The sequence below is a fragment of the Polaromonas sp. YR568 genome (genome assembly GCF_943371715.1).
Taxonomy (GTDB): domain Bacteria; phylum Pseudomonadota; class Gammaproteobacteria; order Burkholderiales; family Burkholderiaceae_C; genus Polaromonas.
Map to the genome: position 1 here is coordinate 83878 of NZ_CALRVW010000012.1, position 22839 is coordinate 106716.

Below are 22839 nucleotides of genomic sequence, written 5' to 3' on the forward strand. Positions count from 1 at the left end.
GTACAGCGGCGCGCGGGCGGTGCTCACCTCAGACGCCCACCAGGCGCGGCAGCCACAGCGACAGCGCGGGCACGTAGGTCACGATGCCAAGCACCACCACCAGCAGCGCAAAAAACGGCATCAGCGCACGCACGACTTTTTCAATCGGCAGTTTGCCCACGGCGCTGCCGACAAACAGCACGGTGCCCACCGGCGGCGTGATCAGGCCGATGCCGAGGTTGACGATCATGATCATGCCGAAATGCACCGGGTCCACGCCCACGGCCATCACCACCGGCAGCAGGATGGGCGTGAGGATCAGGATCAGCGCCGCCATGTCCATCAGCGTGCCCAACACCAGCAGCATGAAGTTGATCGCCAGCAGGATCAGGTAGCGGTTGTCGGTCATCGAGGTCAGCAAGGCGGTGACCTTCAGCGGAATCTGCATCAGCGTCATGATGTAGCCGAAGGCCGCCGCGAAGCCGATCAGGATCATCACGATGGACACCGTCTTGACGGTGCGGTGCAGCAGCTTGGGCAGGTCGTTCCACTTGTAGTCGCGGTAGATGAACATGGTCACGAAAAATGCCCACAGCACCGCGATCGAGGCCGACTCGGTGGCCGTGAACACACCCGACAGGATGCCGCCCAGGATGATGACCATGGTCATCAGGCCCCACAGGGCGTCGGCGCAGATGCGCAGCGCCTGCGCCAGCGGAATGGCATGCCCCTTGGGGAAGTTGCGCTTGCGTGCGATGTAGAGGCAGTAAATGGCCAGCGTCAGGCCCAGCAGCAGGCCCGGCAACACGCCGGCCATGAACAGCGCAGCCACCGAGATGGAGCCGCCGGCGGCCATGGAATAAATGACCGCGTTGTGGCTGGGCGGAATCAGCGTCGCCTGGATGGAGCCGCTCACCGTCAGCGCGGTCGAGAAATCGCGCGGATAGCCCTTCTTGACCATCTCGGGGATCATCACCGAGCCGATGGACGCGGTGTCGGCGACCGACGAGCCGGAGATCGCCCCAAAAAAGGTGGACGCGAGGATGTTGACCAGCGACAGCCCGCCGCGCACAAAGCCCACCAGCACACTGGCAAACGCCACCAGGCGGCGCGACATGCCGCCCTCGGCCATGATGGCGCCGGCCAGCACAAAAAACGGGATGGCCAGCAGAGAGAACTTGTTGACGCCGCTGGCGATCTGGATCATGACCGCGTCCAGCGGCAGTTCTATCCACACCGCGCCGATCAGGGCCGCCAGGCCCAGCGAATAGGCGACCGGCATGCCGATCAGGATCAGCACCATGAAACTTCCGAGTAAAACGAGCGCATCCATGATCAGGCCTCCGCCACAGAGTCATCCACCTGGTGGTCGAAGCGCACCACCGCCCGCCCGTGCTGGGCGCCGAGAAACAGCTTCTCGAGCACAAACACCAGCGTGCACAGGCCGCCGATCGGCAGCGGTGCATAGGTCAGGCCCACCGGAATCGACGGGATCGCCGCCAGCGACTGGCTCATGGTTTCCATGGACAGCTTGAAGCCCCAGATGATCATGAAGAGGCTGGCGATGATCATCAGCAGATCGACCACGATCGAAAAAAGCTTTTGCAGCGGCGGTGGCAGGCGGTCGGTGACCATGCCGACGGCAATGTGGGCGCCGGCGCGGTAACCGGCGGCCGCGCCGATGAAGGTGAACACCACCATCAGCAAGATGGCAATCGGCTCGGGCCACTGCGCGCCATAACCGAGCACATAACGGGCAAACACGCCCACCGGAATGATGAGGCTCATGGCCACAATGGACAGGCCGGCGACCCAGATGCAGGCCAGGTAAAGCCCGTCGATGGCGCGTTGAAGGGTGTTGATCATGTGTGTTGTCTCATGCCCGCAGGTCGGCCCTCGGGGGGGCCGGCCTGCGCGCCTTGTTCATGACGCTGCCGCAGCAGCGCCGGGGGATGCAGGACACAGGTTCGCACCGCGTCCTGCCTTCTGCTGGCTGCTTCTGTTATTTGACGTCGGCGATACGTTTCATCAGGTCGGCGTACGGGGCGCCGTACTTGGCGCGCACCGGTGCGGTGGCGTCAAAAAACAGCTTCTGGTCCACCTCGGTGAACTGCACGCCGGCGGCTTTCAGCTTGGCGGTGTAGTCGGCGACGCTCTTGTCCCACAGCGCGCGCTGCTCGAACTGCGCTTCGCGGCCGAACTTCTTGACCAGCGCCTGCTCGTCCTTGCTCAGCTTGTCCCAGGTCACTTTGGACATCACCAGCATTTCGGGAATGATCAGGTGGTTGGTCTGGGCGTAGTACTTGGTGCCGGTGGTGTAGTGGTTGGAGGTGAACAGGCTGGGCGGGTTGTTCTCGGCACCGTCGATCACGCCGGTCTGCAGCGCGCTGAAGACCTCGCCGTAGCCCATGGAAATGCCGTTGCCGCCCATGGCGTTCATGGTGTCGACAAACAGCGGGTTGCCCATCATGCGGACTTTCACGCCCTTGAGGTCAGCCGGGGTCTTGACCGGCTTCTTGGTGTACAGGTGGCGCGAGCCGCCGTCCATCCAGGCCAGCGCCACCATGCGGGTCGGGCCGTTGGTCACCTTGTCGAGGATTTCCTGGCCGATGGGGCCGTCGATCACGGCGCGCATGTGGGCTTCGTTGCGGAACACGAACGGCATGTTGAAGACATTGACGTCCGGCACCACGGCACCGACAGGGCCCAGCGAGGTGCGCAGGATGTTGATCGCGCCGATCTGGGTCTGCTCGATCATGGTTTTTTCGTCGCCCAGCACGCTGCCGGGGTACATCTGCATCTTGAATTTGCCTTTGGTGGCCGCTTCAAGCTTCTTGCCGAGGTTTTCGGTGGCCACCACCGTCGGGTAGCCGGCCGGGTGCACGTCGGCGGCCTTGAGGACAGTTTGCGCCTGCGCGGCCAGCGGCAGGGCGAAAGTGGCAGCGGCCAGTGCCGCCGAGGCGATGAGTTGTCTGCGGAAAGTCATGGTTGTCTCCTTGTAGGAATGGTTATTCATGAATGACGGAAGGGAACGGGGGAAAACAGCGGCTCGGCCAGGCCCCGCACACCGGGGCGCAGGGCAAACAGGCCGCCGGCCAGCGGCTGGTCGGACAGGTCCACGCCGTGCGGGCGTATCGATGTGACGAACAGGGTGTCCAGCCCGGCGCCGCCGAAGGCGCACATGGCGGGCTTCTTGACGGGCACGGCCAGCGAGCGGTCCAGCCTGCCTTCGGGTGTGAAGCGGTGGATCAGCCCGGCATCGTTGCCGCAGATCCAGTAGCAGCCGTCTTCATCCACAGCGGCGCCGTCGGGGCGGCCCGGCAAGGGGTTCATGTCGACAAAGGGCCGGCGCCGCGAGGGCGTGCCGGTTGCGGTGTCGTAGTCGAAGGCCCAGATCATCTGCACCGAGGGATGGGAGTCCGACAGGTACATGGTGCGGCCGTCGGGGCTGAACGCCAGGCCGTTGGGGGTGATGAAGCCGCTCAGGCGTTCTTTCAGACCGCTCTCTTTTTCATAGCTGTAGACGCAGCCGGTACGGGCGCCCAGCGACATATCGCGCATCATGGTGCCAGCCACGAAGCGGCCCTGCCGGTCGCAGCGGCCGTCGTTGAAACGCATGCCGTCCTGTTCATGCCGGACCTCGGCCAGGCGTTTGGACTCGAGCGAGCCGTCCTCGTGCAGGCGCAATTCGAACACCCCGGTTTCCAGGCCTGCCACCCAATGCGTCTCGGGGCCGCAGGAGGCGATGCAGGCCAGCATTTCGGGCGCCAGCCAGGTCGTGACCTCGCCGGTGGCGGCCTGCCAGCGGCACAGCTGGCGCGCCGGGATATCCACCCAGTAGAGCGCCTGCCCGGCCACATGCCAGACCGGGCTCTCGCCGGTTGCATTGCGGCAATCCACCAGAAGTTCGGCGCCGGTGCTCATGGCATCAATCGGCAAACGGGCCGGCTTTGACAAAGCCGCCGCCCTGGAACTGCACGGCCGGGTCGTTGAGGTCGGGCGCCGTGGTGCGGGCGTACACCGCCTCGCGGAAGATGTCCGAGCTGTCCTGCGGCGCATAACCGATGTGGCGCGCGCGGCTGTTGTCCCACCAGGTGACGGCGTTGTCGGACATGCCGAACACTATGCTGTGCCCCAGCACCGGGGTGGTCAGGCAGGCGGTGATCAGCCGGTGCAGGTCGTCAAAACTGAGCCAGGTGGCCAGCATGCGCCTGTCTTTCGGCTCGGGAAAGGAGGAGCCAATGCGCACACAGGCCGTTTCAATGCCGTAGCGGTCAAAGTAAAAACGCGACAGGTCTTCACCGAAAGCCTTGCTGACGCCATACAGGCCGTCCGGCCGCGCGGGCGCATCGGCATCGATGGTTTCGCTCTGCCGGTAAAAGCCGGTGACGTGGTTGGAGCTGGCAAACACCACGCGTTTGACGCCGTGTTTGCGCGCCGCTTCGTACAGGTTATAGAGGCCCAGGATGTTGGCCTGCAGGATGGGACCGAACGGCCCTTCGACCGATACTCCGCCCAGGTGCACGATGGCCTGCACGCCCTGGACCATGGCGTCGACGGCCGCGGCGTCGGCCAGATCGGCCAGCACCACTTCCTCCCCCGCGCCGGCTGCGGCGAAGGCGACCCGGTCCGAGAGGCGCAACACGCTGCAATTGGCTTTCAGGCGCTCACGCAGGGCCTGACCCAAGCCGCCGGCGGCGCCGGTCAGCAGCAGTTTTTCGTGAACCCGGATGGTCATGCTTGTCTCTGGTTGAAAATGGGAGGGTGGCAAACGCTGGACTTTTACATCAGGTTTGCTAAAGTAGCTTCAGTTCAATAAGATATCAGTTATACGTTGTCTGATGACTAGGAATTTTTAATGAGGCAGCATCCCCTGTCAAGTGTTTTCTGGTCAGATCAAGGCAAACCCCTACCCGAGCAAACCCGATGGAATCGAATCTGACGGCCACCCCTCTTGACGACGCACCGCGTGTGCGCCGCCCTCGCGGCCTGGTCACCGAAATTGTTGAAAGCCTGGCCGCCAGCATCCGCGCCGGGCAGCTCCAGCCCGGCGACAAGCTGCCCACCGAGGCCGAAATCATGGCCCGCTTCGATGTGAGCCGGACGGTGGTGCGCGAGTCGATTTCCAAACTGCAGGCCTCCGGTCTGGTGGAGACACGCCACGGCATCGGCACCTTTGTGATCGAAAACCGCGACGCCGGCAACTTCAAGATTGCCGCGGCCGACTTCGCCACGGTGGCCGATGTCATTTCGGTGCTGGAGTTGCGCATCAGCCTGGAAACCGAGGCCGCCGGCCTCGCTGCCCAGAGGAGAACCACGGAAAACCTCGAGGCCATGGCCACGGCCCTGCGGGCTTTCCAGGACTCGATCCACGCGGACTCCGACGCCGTCCCGCCCGACTTTCAGTTCCACATGGAGGTGGCCCGCGCCACCGGCAACCGCCACTTTGCGGACCTCATGACCTATCTGGGTACCATGATCATTCCGCGCACCCGCGTGAACACGCCGCAGAGCGCGCCCGAAGGCCGGCTGAGTTATTTGCAGCGCGTCAACGGTGAGCATGAAAACATCTACAACGCCATTCGAAGCCAGGACGCCGAAGCCGCCCGGGCGGCCATGCGCACCCACCTCTCGAACAGCCGGGAGCGACTGCGCAAGGGCCAGGCCGTCGAGTCCGCAAGCCCTCCTGCCGCAAGCTGACCTGCATTGAGCCGGCACGCCGGCAGGGGCTGAATCAGGGAATTCCCCAAGGTCATCACTCGCCTCATGTTGTACGATGACTGATCTTTAAACCGGTCTGTTGTCTTATTTCCTGCCTTTATGCCTGACGCCCGCTCGCCCGCCCCTTCTGCCGCCCCGGCAGCTTCGCACACGCCGCACATCACCCGCCTGCAAGTCATCCCGGTCGCCGGTCATGACAGCATGCTGCTCAACCTGAGTGGCGCGCACGGCCCGTTTTTCACGCGCAACCTGCTGCTGCTGACCGACAGCTCGGGCCGCACGGGCGTCGGCGAAGTGCCGGGTGGCGAGAAAATCCGCAGGACGCTGGAGGACGCCCGTGCACTGGTCGAAGGCCAGTCCCTGGGCCACTGGAACCAGATCCTGAGCACCCTGCGCACACAATTTGCCGGGCGCGACAGCGGTGGCCGCGGCAACCAGACCTTTGACCTGCGCGTCGCCATCCACGCCGTGACCGCCGTGGAAAGCGCCCTGCTCGATTTGCTGGGACAGTTTCTCGGTGTGCCGGTCGCCGCCCTGCTGGGCGAGGGGCAGCAACGCGAGTCGGTCGCCATGCTGGGCTACCTGTTCTACATTGCCGATCGCCGGCAGACCAACCTGGCTTACCGGAGCGAACCGGACGCAGACGACGACTGGCTGCGGCTGCGCCATGAACCCGCGCTGGATGCCCGGGCCGTGGTGCGGCTGGCCGAAGCGGCGCACCAGCGCTACGGCTTCAAGGACTTCAAGCTCAAGGGCGGCGTGCTGCGCGGCGAGGAAGAAATCGAGGCCATCATCGCGCTGTCGGAACGCTTCCCCGACGCGCGCATCACGCTGGACCCGAACGGCGGCTGGCTGCTGAAAGACGCGGTGCGTTTGTGCCGGGACCGGCAGCGGGAACTCGCTTATGCCGAAGACCCCTGCGGCGCCGAAGGCGTTTTCTCGGGCCGTGAAGTGATGGCGGAGTTTCGCCGCGCCACCGGTCTGAAAACAGCGACCAACATGGTGGCGACCGACTGGCGCGAACTCGCGCACGCCGTCACCTTGCAGGCGGTGGACATTCCGCTGGCCGACCCGCACTTCTGGACCATGCAGGGCTCGGTGCGGGTGGCGCAGATGTGCCAGACCTGGGGCCTGACCTGGGGCTCGCATTCAAACAACCATTTCGACGTGTCGCTGGCCATGTTCACCCACGTGGCGGCGGCAGCACCGGGCCAGGTCACCGCGATCGACACCCACTGGATCTGGCAGGACGGCCAGCGCCTGACCAAACAGCCCTTGCAGATCGTGGACGGCAGCGTGGCCGTTCCCAAGGTCCCCGGCCTGGGCGTGGAGCTCGACATGGCGGAGGTTGAAAAAGCGCATCAGCTTTACCTGCAGCACGGCCTGGGCGCACGCGACGACGCGATCGCCATGCAGTACCTGGTGCCGAACTGGACCTTCAACGCCAAGATGCCCTGCATGGTCCGGTAGTTTCTCCCTGCATCCAGCGCCTGATTTTCATCACCACAAGAAGGAGACAAACATGAAACGCCGTTCATTGCTTCAAACCACGCTGGCCTCGGCCGCACTTCTGCCCCTTTTCGGCTCCGCCGCCGCCTGGGCCCAGGACAAATGGCCGTCCAAACCCATCAGCTACATCGTGCCCTTCCCGGCCGGTGGCACGACCGACATCCTCGGGCGGCTGATCGGCCAGAAGCTGGGCGCGGCGTTGGGCACCACCATCGTGATCGAGAACAAGGGCGGTGCCGGCGGCAGTGTCGGTTCGGAAGTGGCCGCGCGCGCACCGGCCGACGGCTACACCCTGCTGGGCGGCACCATCAGTTCGCACGCCATCAATGTGAGCCTGTACCCCAAACTCGGCTACGACCCGATCAAGTCCTTTTCACCCGTGGTGCTGATCGGCTCGAACCCGGTGGTGCTGATCGTCAAGGCGGACAGCCCTTACAAGACCTTGCAGGATGTGTTGGCGGCGGCGAAAGCCAAGCCGAAAACCATCTCCTCGGCATCGGCCGGCAACGGCACCTCGCAACACATGACGCTGGAACTGCTGGGCTTCAAGTCGGGCACGCAGTTCGTCCATGTGCCGTACAAGGGCAGCGGCCCGGCCATCCAGGACGTGATCGGCGGCCAGGTCGACATGATGTTTGACACCACGGTGGTGGCCGGCCCGCACATCCAGAGCGGCAAGGTACGCGCCATCGCCGTGAGTTCGGCCAAACGCCTGGAGTCGCTGCCCAACGTGCCGACGATTGCCGAGTCGGGTGTGCCCGGCTTCGAAGTGGTGTCCTGGCAGGGCATTTTTGTGCCGGCCGGCACCCCCAAACCCATCGTCGACCGGTTGCATGCGGAGATCATGAAGATCCTGCAGACCACCGAAATGCAGGACCGGCTCAAAAGCCTGGGTATGCAGCCTTCCAGCATGACGCCCGATCAGGTGGCGGCTTTCCAGAAGGCCGAAGTCGAGAAATGGGCGCAAGTCATCAAGGCCGCCGGCATCAAGCTTGAGTAAGGACGCCCCCTCCAGAATGCGGGTGGCGGTGGTCGGCGCGGGTCAGGCCTGCGCGCCGCATTTCCGCAGCCTGCAGGACCTGCAGGCCGAGCTGGAGCTGGCCTGGGTCATCGGCCGCGACGCGGGGCGCCTGGCCGCGCTGGAACTTCCTGCCGGCGTCCGGACCAGCACGCGCCTGGAAGACCTGCTGGACGACAACACCGTGCAGGCGGTGCTGGTGCTGACACCACCCAACACCCACCTTGACATCGTGCGGCGTGTGGCCGGAGCCGGCAAACATGTGCTGGTGGAAAAGCCGCTGGAAGTCAGCCTGGACAAGGCGCAGCAGCTGGTGGAGGTGTGCGAGCGCGAAGGCGTGAAGCTGGCCGTGATGCTGCAGCACAGGATGCGCGAGGCCGCCCGCGCGCTGGCGCAGTTGGTCGCCAGCGGCACGCTGGGAAGCCTGGTCAGCGCATCGGCCAGCGTGCGCTGGTGGCGCCCGCAGAGTTATTACGACGAACCCGGCCGCGGTACCCTGGCGCGCGACGGCGGTGGTGTGCTGATGACGCAGGCCATCCACACGCTGGACCTGTTGCTGTGCCTGACCGGCATGCCGGACAAGGTGAGCGCCATGGCCAGCACCAGCGCCCTGCACCGCATGGAATGTGAAGACACGGTTGCCGCCGTGCTGCACTACCCGAACGGCGCCATCGGCAGCATCGACGCGACCACCGCGGCTTACCCGGGATTTCCTGAACGGATCAGCCTCAATTTCACCGGAGGCTCGGCCACGCTCGAAGCCGGGGAGTTTCACGCCGAACGGATGGACGGCCAGACATTCCATGCCGGTAGCCCACAGGCGTCGGGTTCCGGCGCGAACATGATGGCCTTCGACCACCAGGCGCACCGCGCCGTGCTGCAGGATTTTGTGGCTGCCATCCGAAACCAGACCGAGCCGGCCGTCACCGGGCGCTCGGCCCTGCAGGTGCACCGGATGATTGCGGCGATGATGACGTCCTCTGGCAGCGGCGCCGCCGTGTCCCTCACGGCCTGACCGCGGTCTTTCGGCTACGCTTGGGTCCATGAACCCCTCGCCCTTGTCCACATCCGCACCGCTGCATTTCTACTTCGACTTCATCTCGCCCTTCGGCTACTTCGCATCACTGCGCATCGAGCCGCTGGCAGCGCAGCACGGCCGCACCGTCGAATGGCATGCGATGCTGCTGGGGGTCTCGGTGCTCAAGGTCATGGGGCTCAAGCCCCTGCTCGACACGCCGCTCAAGGGCGACTACATCCGCCGCGACGCGAAACGCTACATGCGCCGCCACGGCCTGCAGGTGAACCGGGATCTGGACGCCCCGGTGATGGACCCGCGCGCTGCGGGCCGTGCCTTCTACTGGGTCAAGCAGCACCAGCCCGACCTCGCCGTGCCGCTGGCGCACGCGATCTACCACGCCTACTGGGCAGAAGGCCGGGATCTGTCCACCGCGGAGGCGGTGGCGGCCATAGCCCTGCCTGCGGGCCTGGACGCACAGGGCCTGCGCGAAGGCATCGAGAGCGAGGAAGCCAGGCAGTTGCTGCGCAACGCGGTCGAAGCCTCGCTCAAAGCCGGCATTTTCGGCTCACCCACCGTGGTGGTGGACGGCGAGCCCTTCTGGGGTGTGGAAAACCTGGGGCTGGTGGAACAGTGGCTGGACAGCGGCGGCTGGTAAGCGCTCAGGCTGCAGAGAAAACGAATTCCACCGGAACCGCAATCGCGGCCAGGCGCTCGCGCAGCCGGCGCTGCAGCGCATCATCACGCGCCGACGCAATCGTCACCACGGCAGACAGGCTGCCGCCGCGCTCTTCGCCCCGCACGGTGGCGCCCTTGACGTCTGCCAGCATCTCGGCCAGCTTGACCTCGATGGCGCGCAGGCGCAACGCCGGCTTGTAGATCTTGCCGATCGCCGTCACCGGCATCACCTCGATGATGGTCACGCGTTTGGGCGCCGCCGGCCGCTCGTACACATGGGGCACCACCTCGGCCAGCAGCGTGGCCGGGTCGCAAAACATGCCGGGCCGGAGCGTGACAAAGGCCACGGGCAGCTCCCCGGCATAGGCGTCGGGCTCGCTGACCACGGCGCACAGGGCCACCGCCGGGTGCGCCAGGAAAGCGTCTTCGACGAGGCCGGGGTCGATGTTGTGCGAGCCGCGGATGATCACGTCCTTGGCGCGGCCGGTCAGGTGGATGTAGCCCTGTGCATCGATATGGCCGAGATCACCGGAGACCAGCCACGGACCCTCGAACATGCCGGTGTTGCGCGCAGCCTCGGTGTAGCCCGGGCTCACATGCGGTCCGCGCAGCACGATGACGCCGGTCTCCCCGGCCGCGCAGGTCTCGCCCAATTGCGCCACGCCGCCCTGCCAGGGCACGGCACGCACCTCGGTGTAGGGCAGGCGCAGGCCGGTCGAGCCGGGCACACGCGGCGCCGCCAGCGGCTCGATGGACACCAGGCCGGCGCACTCGGTCATGCCCAGGATGTTGCGCACCGCAATCCCCGGCTTGCGCTCGAACTGCGCGGCCAGTTCCGCGGGCAGCGGCGAGCCACCGGTGTAGGCGACCTGGATCGACGAGATGTCTGCATCGACCGGCAGGTTGGCCAGCGTCGCAAGAATGGTGGGCACACAGGCCAGCGCGGTCACGCGTTCGCGTTCGCAGAACTTCCAGTAGTTTTTGGTGAACGCGGGGTTGCGCATGCCGCTGAGTGTGGGCAGGACCTGGGTCGCGCCGATGGCGAGCATAGACAGGCCGTAGACAAAAGCCCCGGCCACATGGAACAGCGGAAAACCGTTGAGCTCCACCGTGTGTTCGTCAAAGCCGTAAAACTGATGGGCAAACCAGCCGGTGTGCGCCTCGTTGCCGTGGGTGTGCTGCGCAAGTTTGGGGGAGCCGGTCGTGCCACCGGTGTGGAAGCAGGCGGCAATGCGGTCGGGCGTGAGTTGGGGATCAAACGCCAGCACGTCGCCGGCCTGCGCCAGCAGATCCTGGAACACCGGCACGCCCGGCGCCGCGTGGTCACCGACGCGGATCTGCAGCACCGGCAGGCACCGGATCGCCAGCACTTTCTCGACCATGGGCCAGAGCGGGAGCTCGTCATTGGGACCGAGCGCAACAACCACCTTGGCGCCGGACGCTTCAAGCAAGGCGGCAATGTGCTCGGGCTGCAGCAGGTAGTTGATCGGGCAGGCCTTGCCCGCCAGTTGCGCGCCCCACAGCGCGAACTGCGTCTCGGGGATATTCGGCGCCAGAATGGCCACGGCATCGCTTGGCTCGACACCCAGCGAGCGGAACAGGTTGGCCGCCCGGTGGATCTGCGCCAGCAGTTCGGCGTAACTCACGACCGTGGGCGGCTGCTGCAGGTCGCCACTGGGCAGGTAGCGAAACGCGTCACGGCCGGCAAAACGCTGCGCCGCCCGGGCAATCAGGCCGTAGGTGGTGCGCCCCGGGATCGCCCGCTCGTAGGGCGTGCGCTCCAGCGCCTCGATGTCGGCCAGCCCCCGGAAGGCGGTCGTGGTCATGCGGCGGGCGTTTGCCCCAGGCCGAGCAGCCGCATGGCGTTGCCTTTCAGGATGCCGGGCATCACTTCCGGCTTGAAACCGGCGTCTTCAAAATCCTTCATCCAGCGGTCCGGCGTGATCAGCGGGTAGTCGCTGCCGAACAGGATGCGGTCCTTGAGCAGCGTGTTGGCGTATTGCACCAGTTGCTTGGGGAAATACTTGGGGCTCCAGCCCGACAGGTCGATCCAGACGTTGGGCTTGTGGGTCGCCACGCTGAGTGCCTCGTCCTGCCAGGGAAAGCTGGGGTGCGCCATGACGATCTGCATGTCCGGGAAGTCGATCGCCACGTCATCGAGGTGCATCGGGTTGGAGTATTCGAGCCGCAAGCCGCCGCCGCAACGCATGCCGCTGCCGATGCCGCTGTGCCCGGTGTGAAAAATGGCCGGCATCTTGTACTCGTTGATGACCTCGTAAATCGGCCAGGCCATCCTGTCGTACGGGTGGTAGCCCTGCACCGTGGGATGGAACTTGAATCCCTTGATGCCGTGCTCCTCGATCAGCCGGCGCGCCTCGCGGGCACCCATTTTTCCCTTGTGCGGGTCGATGCTGGCAAAGGCCATCATCATGTCGCTGTTTTTCTTGGCGGCTTCGGCGATTTCCTCGTTGGGGATGCGTCGCCGGCCCATCTGCGTCTCGGCATCCACCGTGAACATGATCAGCCCGATCTTGCGCTCGCGGTAATAGGCCACGGTTTCCTCTATCGTCGGCCGGCGGCTGTTCTTGAAATATTTGTCGGCGGCGCGGTCGTATTCCTCGCCGTAGTTGTCGAACGGATTCCAGCAGCTGACCTCGGCGTGGGTGTGAATGTCAATCGCAATGAGGTTCTCGTAGTCCATGCTGTCTCCTGGTGGTTCGACTTGTTGCACGCCTCATGCGGGTTAACACTGATAAATGAGGGCGTAAAGTCAATTGAATTGGTTATTGTTTATAACAATAATCGATGCAACTTGCAAACATCCCATGAGCACCAAAAAACCCTCTACCGACCTCCAGCTTGAACTTCGCGGCGACCACCAGGAGATCGCCGTGATCCGCCTGAGCCGTCCCGCCAAACGCAATGCCCTCAACGACGGGCTGATTCTGGCGCTGCGCGACCTGTTTGACAACCTGCCAGCGACCGTGCGCGCGGCCGTGATCCACGGCGAAGGCGCCCATTTCTGCGCCGGCCTGGATCTCGGCGAACTGCAGGAGCGTGATGCGGGCCAGGGCCTGCACCACTCCCGCATGTGGCATGCGGCGCTGGAACGGGTCCAGTACGGCCCGGTGCCGGTGATTGCCGCGCTGCACGGCGCGGTGGTCGGCGGCGGCCTGGAGCTGGCCAGCGCCTGCCACATCCGCGTGGCCGACGCATCCGCGTTTTATGCGCTGCCGGAAGGCTCGCGCGGTATTTTTGTCGGTGGTGGCGGATCGGTGCGTATCCCCAAGCTGGTGGGTGTAGCCTGCATGACCGACATGATGCTGACTGGCCGGGTCTACAACGCCGAGGACGGTGAACGCGCCGGTTTTGCGCAGTACCTGGTGCCAGAAGGCCAGGCCTTCGACAAGGCGCTGGCGCTGGCGCAGCGGGTGGCCGCCAATGCGCCGCTGACCAACTACGCGCTGATGCACGCCCTGCCCCGCATCGCCGAGCAACCCGCTGACCAGGGCTTTTTCACCGAGTCCCTGATGGCCGCCATCGCACAGAGCGCGCCCGAGGCCAAGGCCCGGGTCAAGGCCTTCCTTGATGGCAAGGCCAACAAGGTCAGCAAAGACTGATCCCCTCCACAGCCCCGACAAGAAAAGACATGAGCGAGACAACACCCACTTCCGCCCCCCGCTACCGGCCCCTGACCTTCGGCGTGACACGTATCGCGGTTCGCGAAGGCGCCGGCGGGACGCGTTACATCAAGGCCGACCAGACGCTGGGCGACTATGCGGCGCGCATCACGGACCGCTTCCTGCATTGGGCGGAAACCGTGCCGGAACGCAGTTTTCTGGCGCGCCGGGTCCGCCAGGCCGACGGCAGCACCGGCGACTGGCAGCATCTGAGCTACGGCCAGGCGCTGGCCAGCGCGCGCGCCATCGGGCAGGCGCTGCTGGATCGGGGCCTGAACGCTGAACGACCCGTGGTGATCCTCAGCGAAAACGGGCTGGAACATGCGCAGCTCGCGCTGGGCTGTCTGTATGCCGGCATTCCTTACTCTCCCGCCTCGCCGGCTTACTGCCTGGTCAGCCAGGACTACGACAAGCTGCGCCACATCCTTCACACGCTGACCCCGGGGCTGGTGTTTGCCACCGATGCGGCGCGTTACGGCAAGGCCATCCAGGCGGCCGTCGGTGCCGACGTGGAAGTGGTGCTGCACGAGGGTTCGCTCGAAGGCCGGCCGACGACGTCGCTGGCCTCGCTGCTGGCGACCGCGCCGACCGCCCAGGTGGACGCCGCGATGCAGGCGACCGGGCCCGACACGATCAGCAAGTTCATGTTCACCTCCGGCTCGACCAAGATGCCCAAGGCGGTGGTCAACACCCACCGCATGTGGTGCGCCAACCAGCAGCAGATGCGCCAGTCGATGCCGGTGCTGGCCGAAGAGCCACCGGTGCTGGTGGACTGGCTGCCCTGGAACCACACGTTCGGCGGCAACCACAACGTCGGGCTGACCCTGTACAACGGCGGTACGTTGTACATCGACGACGGCAAACCGACGCCGGCACTGATGGGCGAGACCCTGCGCAACCTGCGTGAAATTGCGCCCACGCTGTACTTCAACGTACCGACCGGCTTCGAAGCCATCGCCAACGCCATGAAGACAGACGACGTCCTGCGCAAGAACCTGCTGTCGCGCGTGAAGATGTTTTTCTACTCCGGCGCGGCACTGGCCCAGCCCGTGTGGGATGCGCTGCACGAGACCCAGGAACGCGAGATCGGTGAACGCATCGTCATGGGCACCGGTCTGGGCATGACCGAGTCCTCGCCTTTTGCGGTGTTCGTCACCAACCCCAACGTCAAGGCCGGCCACCTCGGCGTTCCCACACCCGGACTCGAGCTCAAGCTGGTGCCGGTCGACGGCAAGACCGAGGTGCGCTACAAAGGCCCGAACATCACGCCGGGCTACTGGCGCAACGACGAAGCCACGCGGGAGAGTTTCGACGAGGAAGGCTTTTTCTCGACCGGAGATGCCGTGTTGTGGATCGACGAAAACGACCTGCACCTGGGCCTGCGTTTTGACGGCCGCATCGCCGAAGACTTCAAGCTCGCGACAGGTACCTTTGTCAGCGTGGGGCCGCTGCGGGCCAAGATCATTGCCGCCGGCGCACCTTATGTGCAGGACGCGGTGATCACCGGCATCAACCTCAATGAAGTCGGGGCGCTCATTTTCCCGACCCCGGCCGTGCGCAAGCTGGCCGGCCTGCCGGACCATGCACCCCTGCAGCAGGTGCTGGAAAGCGCGCCAGTACAGGCGCACTTCCAGCAAGTGGCCAACACGCTGGCCGCCAGCGCCACCGGCAGCGCCAGCCGCGTGGCCCGCCTGTACCTGATGGCCGAGCCGCCGTCCATCGACAAGGGCGAAGTCACCGACAAGGGTTCCATCAACCAGCGCGCCGTGCTCAAACACCGCGCAGCGCTTGCCGATGCAATGCACGGCGGTACGCTGCCTTTCACGATCCAGCCACAACAGGACAAGCCATGAAGATCGAAGGACAAGCCGCTCTCGTCACCGGCGGGGCCTCGGGCCTGGGCGAAGCCACGGCGCGCGAGCTCGCGCGGCTGGGCGCCAAAGTCGCGGTGCTCGACGTCAACCTTGCGCTGGCCGAAAAAGTGGCGGCCGATATCGGCGGCGTCGCCTGTCAGTGCGACATCACCAGCAGCGACAGCGTGGTCGCGGCGCTGGCCAAAGCCACGGCGGCGCATGGCCCGGCCCGCATCCTGATGAACATCGCCGGCATCGGCTCGGCCAAACGCGTGGTCGGCAAGGACGGCCAGGCCGCGCCGCTGGAAGATTTCGCGAAAGTCATCAACGTCAACCTGATTGGCAGCTACAACATGAGCCGGCTGTTTGCGGCCGACTGCGTGAAGCTGGACCCGCTGGAAGACGGCGAACGCGGCGTCATGATGTTCACCGCCTCGGTCGCCGCTTTCGACGGCCAGGTGGGCCAGCAGGCCTACAGCGCGTCCAAGGGCGGCCTGGTCGGCATGACCCTGCCGATGGCGCGCGACCTGGCGCAACACGGCATCCGGGTCTGCACCATCGCGCCCGGCCTGTTCAGCACGCCGCTGATGAAGCAGCTGCCCGAACCGGTGCAACAGTCGCTCGCCGCATCGATCCCGTTTCCGCCGCGCCTGGGAAAACCCGAAGAGTTCGCGCAGCTGGCATGCCATATCGTCACCAACACCCACCTCAACGGCGAAGTGATCCGGCTCGACGGCGCCCTGCGCATGGCGCCACGCTGAAACAGGCGCAGGTGCACCCCCGCCTGCCGGACCCTGCAAACCTTGTTCTCACCTTGATTTTCGTGTCCATTTTTACAACAGGAGACCTAGCATGACCTTTACCAAATCCCTACTCGTCCTCGCCCTGGCCGGTTCGGCGACAGGCGTCGCCCTGGCCGACATCAACATTGGCGTGAGCCTGCCGCTGACCGGGCCGACCTCGGCACTGGGCATCCCGATCAAGAACGCCATCGCCCTGTGGCCCACCAGCATTGGCGGGGAAAAAATCAACGTCATCATTCTTGATGACGCCACCGACCCCACCAACGCCACGAAAAACGCCCGCCGCTTCGTGACGGACGACAAGGTCGACATCCTGATGGGCTCGGCCGCCACGCCGCCGGCCAACGCGGTCGCCGCCGTCGCCGCCGAAACCGGCACCATGCACCTGACCTTCGCGCCGATTGACGTGTCCACCGGCAAGGCCCCCTGGTCCTACAACACCCCGCAGTCCACGCTGGTGATGTCGCACGCCATCGCAGCCCACATGAAAAAAACCGGCGTCAAGACGGTCGGTTTCCTCGGCTATGCCGACGCCTACGGCGAACTCTTCCTGCGCGACATGAAGGTCAAGATGGCCGGCACCGACATGAAGTTCGTGTCCGAAGAGCGTTTTGCCCGCACCGACACCAGTGTCACCGGCCAGGCCCTGAAGGTCACCGCCGGCAATCCCGACGCCATCCTGATCGTTGCCTCGGGCAGCGGTGCCGCCATGCCGCACAAGGCGCTGATCGAGCGCGGCTACAAGGGCAAGATCTACCAGACCCACGGCGCGGCCTCGCGCGACCTGATGCGTGTCGGCGGCAAGGACGTGGAAGGCGCGTTTGTCGTGGCCGGTCCGGGCGTGGTGGCCGAGCAGTTGCCGGCGAACCACCCGAGCAAGCAGGTGGCCATGACCCACGTGACGGCCTGGGAAAAGCTTTACGGCCCGAACAGCCGCAACCCGTTTGCCGGCCACGCCTATGACGCGTCCGTGATCCTGCAGAAAATCATCCCCATCGCCCTCAAATCCGCCAAGCCCGGCACCAAGGAGTTCCGCGGTGCGCTCAAGGCCGCCCTTGAAAACGCCGGCCCGATCCCGCTGTTCCATGGCACCGTCAACTACACCGCGACCAACCACGCGGGTTACACCGACGACACCGGCGTGATCATGCAGATCGTCAATGGCGACTGGAAATTGCAGCCTAAATAAGCAAGCGACATTGCGCATGCCAGCGGGCGGGTCGGCTCCAGCCGCCCCGCCCTGCGCCCACCGTTTTCACGGGTTTCCTGAAGGTAGTTATGGATTTTTCAATTGCCAGCATCCTGCTGGTCGATGGCCTGACCAATGGCGCGATTTATGCGCTGCTGGGACTGGCCACCGTTCTGGTGTTTGCCGTGACCCGCGTCATCTTCATTCCGCAGGGCGAGTTCGTCACCTATGGCGCGCTCACGCTGGCCATTTTGCAGACCGGCAAGGTGCCGGGCACGATCTGGCTGCTGATGCTGCTGGCCGGTCTGGCCGCACTGGCCGAGGTCTGGCAAACCTGGAAGCGTTACCGGCTTGCCGGCACCGCGCTGCTGGCCGGCCTCAAGGTGCTGGTCGCCCCGGTCGTGGTGTCGCTGGTCACGCTGTGGGCCGCGCCACAGCAGTTTTCGTTACTGGTGCAGGCCCTGCTGTCGGTTTGCATCGTCACCTGTTTCGGGCCGCTGGTCTACCGCCTGGCCTACCAGTCGCTGGCCGATGCCAGCTCGCTGGTGCTGCTGATCGTGTCGGTGGGCGTGCATTTTGCGCTGACCGGCCTGGGCCTGCTGTTTTTTGGTGCTGAGGGGTTTCGCAACCCGCCCTTCTGGGACGCACGTTTCAGCCTGGGGGCGGTCAACCTGTCCGGCCAGGCGGTGATCATTGCGCTGGCGTCCATCGCGCTGATCGTGATGTTGTGGCTGTTTTTTGAGCGCACGCTGTATGGCAAGGCCCTGCGTGCGACGGCGGTGAACCGCCTCGGCGCGCGGCTGATGGGCATTTCCTCGCAAACTGCCGGCCAGCTGACCCTGGCCATGGCAGCACTGATAGGCGCACTGTCGGGCCTGCTGATCGGCCCCACCACCACCGTGTTTTACGACTCGGGTTTTCTCATCGGCCTCAAGGGTTTTGTGGCGGCCGTCATTGGCGGCCTGGCCAGTTACCCGGGCGCCGCCATAGGCGCGCTGGCCGTCGGCATCATCGAAGCCTTCGGCTCCTTCTGGGCCAGCGCCTTCAAGGAAGTCATCGTCTTCACGCTGATCCTGCCGGTGCTGCTCTGGCGCTCGCTCAAGGGCGGGCATTCGGACGAGGAGCACTGACATGACCCTCCGTAAATGGGGGCCGTGGCTCCTGATCGCCGCGCTGCTGCTGGTCTGCATCCTGCCCGTGCCGGAGTTCTGGATCACCCAGCTCAACTACATCGGCATCTCCAGCCTGACCGTGCTGGGCCTGATCCTGCTGACCGGCGTCGGCGGCCTGACCTCCTTCGGGCAGGCGGCGTTCGTGGGCATAGGCGCCTACACCAGCGCTTACCTGACAGTGAACGCCGGGCTCTCGCCCTGGGTCACGCTGCTCGTCGGCCTGGGCCTGACCGCGGCCTGCGCCGTGGTGCTGGGCTGGATCACGCTGCGCATGTCCGGTCACTACCTGCCGCTGGCCACGCTAGCCTGGGGCCTGTCGCTGTACTACACCATGGGCAACCTGGACGCGCTGGGCAAATACGACGGCATTCTCGGTGTCACCGGCCTGTCGCTGTTCGGCTGGGAGCTGGGCCAGGGGCGGGTCTACCTGCTGCTGACCTGGTCGCTGGTGCTGCTGGGCACGCTGGCGCTGATTCACCTGCTCGATTCACGCGTGGGCCGCGCCATCCGTTCGCTCAAGACCGGCTCGCAAATGGCCGAGTCCATGGGCATAGACACGCTGCGCTTCAAGATCGGCATCTTCCTGATTGCCGCGCTGTTTGCCTCGGTGTCCGGCTGGCTGTTTGCGCACTTCCAGCGTTCGGTCAACCCCTCGCCCTTCGGCGTGCATGTGGGCATCGAGTACCTGTTCATGGCCGTGCTCGGCGGCGCCGGCCACGTCTGGGGCGCCATCACCGGCGTGGCGATCACCAAACTCATGGCCGACCAGCTGCAGGTGCTGCTGCCCATGCTGATAGGCACCAGCGGCAGCTACGAAACCATCGTGTTCGGCGTGCTGCTGGTCCTCACGCTCAAGTACGCGCCTGACGGCATCTGGGCCTTTGTGGATCGCAAGCTGCCCAAGGCCCCGCGCAAGGTGGACTGGCAGGATGCCGCCCCGCTGCCGCACCGCGCCAAGCCGGCCGCCGGCGAGATCGTGCTGCAGGCCAGCAACATCCGCAAGGAGTTCGGCGGCCTGGTCGCGGTCAACGACATCAACTTCTCGGTGGCCTCGGGCCAGATCGTCGGACTGATCGGCCCCAACGGCGCCGGCAAGTCCACCACCTTCAACCTGATCACCGGCGTACTGAGCCTGACACGCGGCAGCGTGACCTTCCGCGGCGAAACCATCAGCAGCCTGCCCTCGCGCGAGATCGCCAAACGCGGCATTTCACGCACCTTCCAGCACGTCAAGATGATTGCCGACATGACGGTGCTCGAAAACGTGGCGCTGGGCGCGCACCTGCGCGGCAGCAAGGGCGCGCCGTCGGCCATGCTGCGGCTGGACCGCACCGAAGAACAACGCCTGCTGCGCGAAGCCGAGCAGCAGCTGCGCCGCGTCGGCATGGGCAACCACCTGCATGAGCTGGCCGGCAACCTGGCCATGGGCCAGCAGCGGCTGCTGGAGATTGCGCGCGCGCTGTGCAACGACCCGGCCCTGCTGCTGCTCGACGAGCCCGCCGCCGGTTTGCGCTACCTGGAAAAGCAGGCGCTGATCGAGGTACTGCGCCAGCTCAAGGCCGAGGGCATGAGCATCCTGCTGGTCGAGCACGACATGGACCTGGTGATGCAGGTCACCGACCGCATCGTGGTCATGGAGTTCGGCACCCGCCTGATCGAAGGCACGCCCGAAGAGATCCAGGCCAGCCCGGCGGTACGCGCCGCCTACCTCGGCACAGAACATTGATCAACATGAGCACCCCTCTTCTCCAGGTTAAAAACCTCCACGCCGGCTACGGCAAGGCCGAAGTCCTGCGCGGCATCTCGCTGCAGGCCGAAGCCGGCAGCATCATCACCGTCATCGGGCCCAACGGTGCCGGCAAGTCCACGCTGCTCAATGCGCTCATGGGCGTGTTGCCGGCCACCGGCAGCATCGAATACGCCGGCCGCTCCATCATCGGCCTGCCGCTGGAAGAACGCGTCATGCTCGGCATCGCCCTGGTGCCGGAAAAACGCGAGCTGTTCGGCAGCATGTCGGTGGAAGACAACCTCGTGCTCGGCGCCTTCCGCCAGGTGCGCCTGAGCAACAAGGCCTGGCGCGACCAGATGGAGGTGGTGTTCGAACTGTTTCCGCGCCTGAAGGAACGCCGCGCGCAGGAGGCCGGCACACTCTCCGGCGGCGAGCGGCAGATGCTGGCCCTGGGCCGCGCGCTGATGTCGCGTCCCACCTTGCTGATGCTCGACGAACCCAGCCTCGGCCTGGCGCCGCTGATCGTGCGGGAAATTTTCCGCACCATCGAGGCATTGCGCCAGACCGGCGTGACCACCCTGCTGGTGGAGCAGAACGCGCGCGCCGCGCTCGAAGCGGCCGACCATGGCTACGTGCTGGAGATGGGCGAGATCGGCCTGAGCGGCCCGGCCGCCGACCTCGCCAAGGACCCGCGCGTGGTGGACACTTACCTGGGCGCGTCGCGCAAGCCTGCAGCCACCGCCTGAGGCCATGGACTACCAGCCCCGCCTCGAAGACATCCGCTTCATCCTGCACGAGGTGCTGGACGCCCCGGCGCAGTTGCAGGCGCTCGCGACTTTTGCCGGCACCGATGCCGAGCTCATGGAGCAAGTCCTCCGTGAAGCCGGAAAATTCGTGGCCGGACAGATCGCACCGCTGCAGCGCGGCGGCGACGAGATCGGCTGCACATGGAACCAGGGAGAGGTCACCACCCCGCCCGGCTTCAAGGCCGCGTATGCCGCCTTCTGGCAAGGCGGCTGGCCGGCGCTGGCCTGCGCGACGGAGGACGGCGGCCAGGGCCTGCCCGCGGTGCTGGAGGCGATTCTGTACGAGATGCTCAGCGCCGCCAACCATGGCTGGACCATGGCGCCCGGCCTGCTGCATGGCGCCTACGAATGCATACGCCACCATGCCAGCGACGCCCTGAAGGCGAGCTACCTTGAAAAAGTGGCGACCGGCGAGTGGCTGGCCACCATGTGCCTGACCGAGCCACACGCCGGCAGCGACCTGGGCCTGGCGCGCACCCGGGCCGTGGGCCAGGCGGACGGCAGCTACCGCCTCAGCGGCACCAAGATTTTCATCTCCGGCGGCGAACACGACCTGACGGACAACATTGTTCACCTGGTGCTCGCGCGGCTGCCCGATGCGCCGCCCGGGCCCAGAGGCCTGTCGCTGTTCCTCGCACCCAAGGTCCTGCCGGACAGCAAGCGCAACACCGTTCATTGCGATCGCATCGAGGAAAAAATGGGCCTGCATGGCAGCCCGACCTGCGTGATGCGTTTTGACGAGGCCACCGGCTGGATCGTCGGAGAACCGGGCCGCGGCCTGGCCGCGATGTTCGTGATGATGAATGCTGCGCGCCTGCATGTGGCCCTGCAGGGGATCGGCCTGCTCGAGGCCGCGTGGCAGAAGGCCGACGCCTATGCCGGCGAACGCCGGCAGATGCGCGTGCCCGGCCCGCGCGACCCTGCGCAGGCGGCGGACGCCATCAGCGGCCACCCCGCCATGCGCCGCCTGCTGGACACGCAGCGCGCCTGGATAGACGGTGGCCGCGTGCTGGCCTACCGCACCGCGATGGAGCTGGACATCGCCAAACACCATCCCGACGCTGCCCGGCAGGCCAGCGCGCAGCGCTGGTGCAGCATGGTCACCCCGGTGCTCAAGGCGGCCTTCACCCACCAGGCCTTTTACGGCGCCAGCGAATGCCTGCAGGTGTTCGGCGGCCACGGCTACGTGCGCGAATGGGGCATCGAGCAAATCGTGCGCGACGCGCGTGTGCCCATGATTTACGAAGGCACCAACGAGATCCAGGCCATCGACCTGCTGGTGCGCAAGGTGCTGGCCGACGGCGGCGCCGCCATGGCCGCGCTGCTGCAGGACCTGCAAACCGGCCTGGATGCCGGCCGCCCACGCGACGCCGAGGTGCTGCGCCGCTTTGCCGACCTGTGCGACCTCACAGCCCTGCTGGCCAAGGCCAGCCAGGCCGACCCGGTGCTGGCTTACGAAGCCGCCGACGACTACCTGCGCGCGGTTGCCCTCGCCCTGCTGGCCTGGGCCTGGAGCCGCATCGACCGGGTCGCCGCCGGAGCCCCGCGCTGGCGCCAGGCCAGCGCCGCGCTGCACCTGCGCGTGTTGCCCGAATTCGACATGCGTCTCGACATCATGCGGGGCCAGTGCACACCGGCGCCCGCGGCATTGACATAAAAGAAGGCTGCAGCCCCCGTCCCATCTGCG

20 protein-coding genes are annotated in these 22839 nt (G+C 65.7%); 13 read left to right on the forward strand and 7 right to left on the reverse strand.

Translation table 11 applies throughout. The features are described 5' to 3' along the window. Positions 1-28 precede the first annotated feature (28 nt). The 5 genes from AAG813_RS10865 to AAG813_RS10885 all read right to left on the reverse strand — a co-directional run bounded on the left by AAG813_RS10865 (position 29) and on the right by AAG813_RS10885 (position 4717). A complete protein-coding gene (locus AAG813_RS10865) occupies positions 29-1312 on the reverse strand; it encodes a TRAP transporter large permease (RefSeq protein WP_341914772.1) in 1284 nt (427 codons plus the stop codon). Positions 1313-1314: 2 nt separating this feature from the next. Beyond that, positions 1315-1845 carry a TRAP transporter small permease gene (locus AAG813_RS10870; RefSeq protein WP_341914775.1) on the reverse strand — a complete coding sequence of 177 codons (531 nt, stop codon included), beginning with the start codon at positions 1843-1845 and terminating at the stop codon, positions 1315-1317. A 136-nt stretch (positions 1846-1981) separates the two neighbouring features. Beyond that, positions 1982-2965, reverse strand: coding sequence for a TRAP transporter substrate-binding protein (locus AAG813_RS10875; RefSeq protein ID WP_341914777.1), 984 nt, complete (start codon positions 2963-2965; stop codon positions 1982-1984). A gap of 26 nt (positions 2966-2991) precedes the next feature. Further along, positions 2992-3903, reverse strand: coding sequence for an SMP-30/gluconolactonase/LRE family protein (locus tag AAG813_RS10880; protein WP_341914780.1), 912 nt, complete (start codon positions 3901-3903; stop codon positions 2992-2994). A 4-nt stretch (positions 3904-3907) separates the two neighbouring features. Beyond that, positions 3908-4717, reverse strand: coding sequence for an NAD(P)-dependent oxidoreductase (locus AAG813_RS10885; protein WP_341914782.1), 810 nt, complete (start codon positions 4715-4717; stop codon positions 3908-3910). Between the two features lie 188 nt (positions 4718-4905). Here AAG813_RS10885 and AAG813_RS10890 point away from each other — a divergent pair, with 188 nt between their 5' ends. From AAG813_RS10890 to AAG813_RS10910, 5 genes are all read left to right on the forward strand, one after another. Further along, on the forward strand, positions 4906-5679 hold the full coding sequence (locus tag AAG813_RS10890; protein ID WP_341914784.1) for a FadR/GntR family transcriptional regulator: 774 nt from the start codon (positions 4906-4908) through the stop codon (positions 5677-5679). A 120-nt stretch (positions 5680-5799) separates the two neighbouring features. Next, positions 5800-7170 carry a glucarate dehydratase gene (gudD, locus tag AAG813_RS10895; RefSeq protein ID WP_341914785.1) on the forward strand — a complete coding sequence of 457 codons (1371 nt, stop codon included), beginning with the start codon at positions 5800-5802 and terminating at the stop codon, positions 7168-7170. Between the two features lie 52 nt (positions 7171-7222). Then, on the forward strand, positions 7223-8209 hold the full coding sequence (locus AAG813_RS10900; RefSeq protein ID WP_341914787.1) for a tripartite tricarboxylate transporter substrate binding protein: 987 nt from the start codon (positions 7223-7225) through the stop codon (positions 8207-8209). After that, positions 8202-9242 carry a Gfo/Idh/MocA family oxidoreductase gene (locus AAG813_RS10905; RefSeq protein ID WP_341914790.1) on the forward strand — a complete coding sequence of 347 codons (1041 nt, stop codon included), beginning with the start codon at positions 8202-8204 and terminating at the stop codon, positions 9240-9242. Before AAG813_RS10900 ends, AAG813_RS10905 begins: the two co-directional genes overlap by 8 nt. A 28-nt stretch (positions 9243-9270) precedes the next feature. Continuing rightward, positions 9271-9900 carry a 2-hydroxychromene-2-carboxylate isomerase gene (locus AAG813_RS10910; RefSeq protein ID WP_341914792.1) on the forward strand — a complete coding sequence of 210 codons (630 nt, stop codon included), beginning with the start codon at positions 9271-9273 and terminating at the stop codon, positions 9898-9900. A 4-nt stretch (positions 9901-9904) separates the two neighbouring features. Here AAG813_RS10910 and AAG813_RS10915 read toward each other — a convergent pair whose 3' ends face one another. Together AAG813_RS10915 and AAG813_RS10920 are read right to left on the reverse strand one after the other, a co-directional pair. Then, on the reverse strand, positions 9905-11746 hold the full coding sequence (locus tag AAG813_RS10915) for an AMP-binding protein (RefSeq protein WP_341914794.1): 1842 nt from the start codon (positions 11744-11746) through the stop codon (positions 9905-9907). Further along, a complete protein-coding gene (locus AAG813_RS10920) occupies positions 11743-12621 on the reverse strand; it encodes an amidohydrolase family protein (protein WP_341914795.1) in 879 nt (292 codons plus the stop codon). Before AAG813_RS10920 ends, AAG813_RS10915 begins: the two co-directional genes overlap by 4 nt. Positions 12622-12745: 124 nt before the next feature. Here AAG813_RS10920 and AAG813_RS10925 point away from each other — a divergent pair, with 124 nt between their 5' ends. The 8 genes from AAG813_RS10925 to AAG813_RS10960 all read left to right on the forward strand — a co-directional run bounded on the left by AAG813_RS10925 (position 12746) and on the right by AAG813_RS10960 (position 22809). Beyond that, positions 12746-13540, forward strand: coding sequence for a crotonase/enoyl-CoA hydratase family protein (locus AAG813_RS10925; protein ID WP_341914798.1), 795 nt, complete (start codon positions 12746-12748; stop codon positions 13538-13540). A 29-nt stretch (positions 13541-13569) separates the two neighbouring features. Then, on the forward strand, positions 13570-15453 hold the full coding sequence (locus tag AAG813_RS10930; RefSeq protein WP_341914800.1) for a feruloyl-CoA synthase: 1884 nt from the start codon (positions 13570-13572) through the stop codon (positions 15451-15453). Further along, positions 15450-16214 (forward strand): SDR family NAD(P)-dependent oxidoreductase, encoded by a 765-nt coding sequence (locus AAG813_RS10935; protein ID WP_341914802.1) that lies wholly within the window; start codon positions 15450-15452, stop codon positions 16212-16214. The genes AAG813_RS10930 and AAG813_RS10935 overlap by 4 nt, the downstream gene beginning before the upstream one ends. A gap of 91 nt (positions 16215-16305) precedes the next feature. After that, on the forward strand, positions 16306-17445 hold the full coding sequence (locus AAG813_RS10940; protein ID WP_341914804.1) for an ABC transporter substrate-binding protein: 1140 nt from the start codon (positions 16306-16308) through the stop codon (positions 17443-17445). Between the two features lie 89 nt (positions 17446-17534). Further along, on the forward strand, positions 17535-18575 hold the full coding sequence (locus AAG813_RS10945; RefSeq protein WP_341914806.1) for a branched-chain amino acid ABC transporter permease: 1041 nt from the start codon (positions 17535-17537) through the stop codon (positions 18573-18575). A gap of 1 nt (position 18576) precedes the next feature. Beyond that, complete coding sequence (locus AAG813_RS10950) at positions 18577-20343, forward strand: branched-chain amino acid ABC transporter ATP-binding protein/permease (protein ID WP_341914808.1); 1767 nt, start codon at positions 18577-18579, stop codon at positions 20341-20343. A gap of 5 nt (positions 20344-20348) precedes the next feature. After that, complete coding sequence (locus AAG813_RS10955; protein WP_341914810.1) at positions 20349-21092, forward strand: ABC transporter ATP-binding protein; 744 nt, start codon at positions 20349-20351, stop codon at positions 21090-21092. A 4-nt stretch (positions 21093-21096) separates the two neighbouring features. Continuing rightward, positions 21097-22809, forward strand: a complete 1713-nt coding sequence (locus tag AAG813_RS10960; RefSeq protein ID WP_341914812.1) for an acyl-CoA dehydrogenase family protein — start codon at positions 21097-21099, stop codon at positions 22807-22809. Positions 22810-22839 lie beyond the last annotated feature (30 nt).

Coding starts and splice junctions, on each gene's coding strand:
- AAG813_RS10945 (WP_341914806.1), top strand. CDS start 17,535: ATGGATTTTTCAATTGCCAGCATCCTGCTGGTCGATGGCCTGACCAAT.
- AAG813_RS10950 (WP_341914808.1), top strand. CDS start 18,577: ATGACCCTCCGTAAATGGGGGCCGTGGCTCCTGATCGCCGCGCTGCTG.
- AAG813_RS10890 (WP_341914784.1), top strand. CDS start 4,906: ATGGAATCGAATCTGACGGCCACCCCTCTTGACGACGCACCGCGTGTG.
- AAG813_RS10940 (WP_341914804.1), top strand. CDS start 16,306: ATGACCTTTACCAAATCCCTACTCGTCCTCGCCCTGGCCGGTTCGGCG.
- AAG813_RS10910 (WP_341914792.1), top strand. CDS start 9,271: ATGAACCCCTCGCCCTTGTCCACATCCGCACCGCTGCATTTCTACTTC.
- gudD (WP_341914785.1), top strand. CDS start 5,800: ATGCCTGACGCCCGCTCGCCCGCCCCTTCTGCCGCCCCGGCAGCTTCG.
- AAG813_RS10885 (WP_341914782.1), bottom strand. CDS start 4,717: ATGACCATCCGGGTTCACGAAAAACTGCTGCTGACCGGCGCCGCCGGC.
- AAG813_RS10865 (WP_341914772.1), bottom strand. CDS start 1,312: ATGGATGCGCTCGTTTTACTCGGAAGTTTCATGGTGCTGATCCTGATC.
- AAG813_RS10935 (WP_341914802.1), top strand. CDS start 15,450: ATGAAGATCGAAGGACAAGCCGCTCTCGTCACCGGCGGGGCCTCGGGC.
- AAG813_RS10925 (WP_341914798.1), top strand. CDS start 12,746: ATGAGCACCAAAAAACCCTCTACCGACCTCCAGCTTGAACTTCGCGGC.
- AAG813_RS10955 (WP_341914810.1), top strand. CDS start 20,349: ATGAGCACCCCTCTTCTCCAGGTTAAAAACCTCCACGCCGGCTACGGC.
- AAG813_RS10900 (WP_341914787.1), top strand. CDS start 7,223: ATGAAACGCCGTTCATTGCTTCAAACCACGCTGGCCTCGGCCGCACTT.
- AAG813_RS10915 (WP_341914794.1), bottom strand. CDS start 11,746: ATGACCACGACCGCCTTCCGGGGGCTGGCCGACATCGAGGCGCTGGAG.
- AAG813_RS10875 (WP_341914777.1), bottom strand. CDS start 2,965: ATGACTTTCCGCAGACAACTCATCGCCTCGGCGGCACTGGCCGCTGCC.
- AAG813_RS10870 (WP_341914775.1), bottom strand. CDS start 1,845: ATGATCAACACCCTTCAACGCGCCATCGACGGGCTTTACCTGGCCTGC.
- AAG813_RS10960 (WP_341914812.1), top strand. CDS start 21,097: ATGGACTACCAGCCCCGCCTCGAAGACATCCGCTTCATCCTGCACGAG.
- AAG813_RS10930 (WP_341914800.1), top strand. CDS start 13,570: ATGAGCGAGACAACACCCACTTCCGCCCCCCGCTACCGGCCCCTGACC.
- AAG813_RS10920 (WP_341914795.1), bottom strand. CDS start 12,621: ATGGACTACGAGAACCTCATTGCGATTGACATTCACACCCACGCCGAG.
- AAG813_RS10880 (WP_341914780.1), bottom strand. CDS start 3,903: ATGAGCACCGGCGCCGAACTTCTGGTGGATTGCCGCAATGCAACCGGC.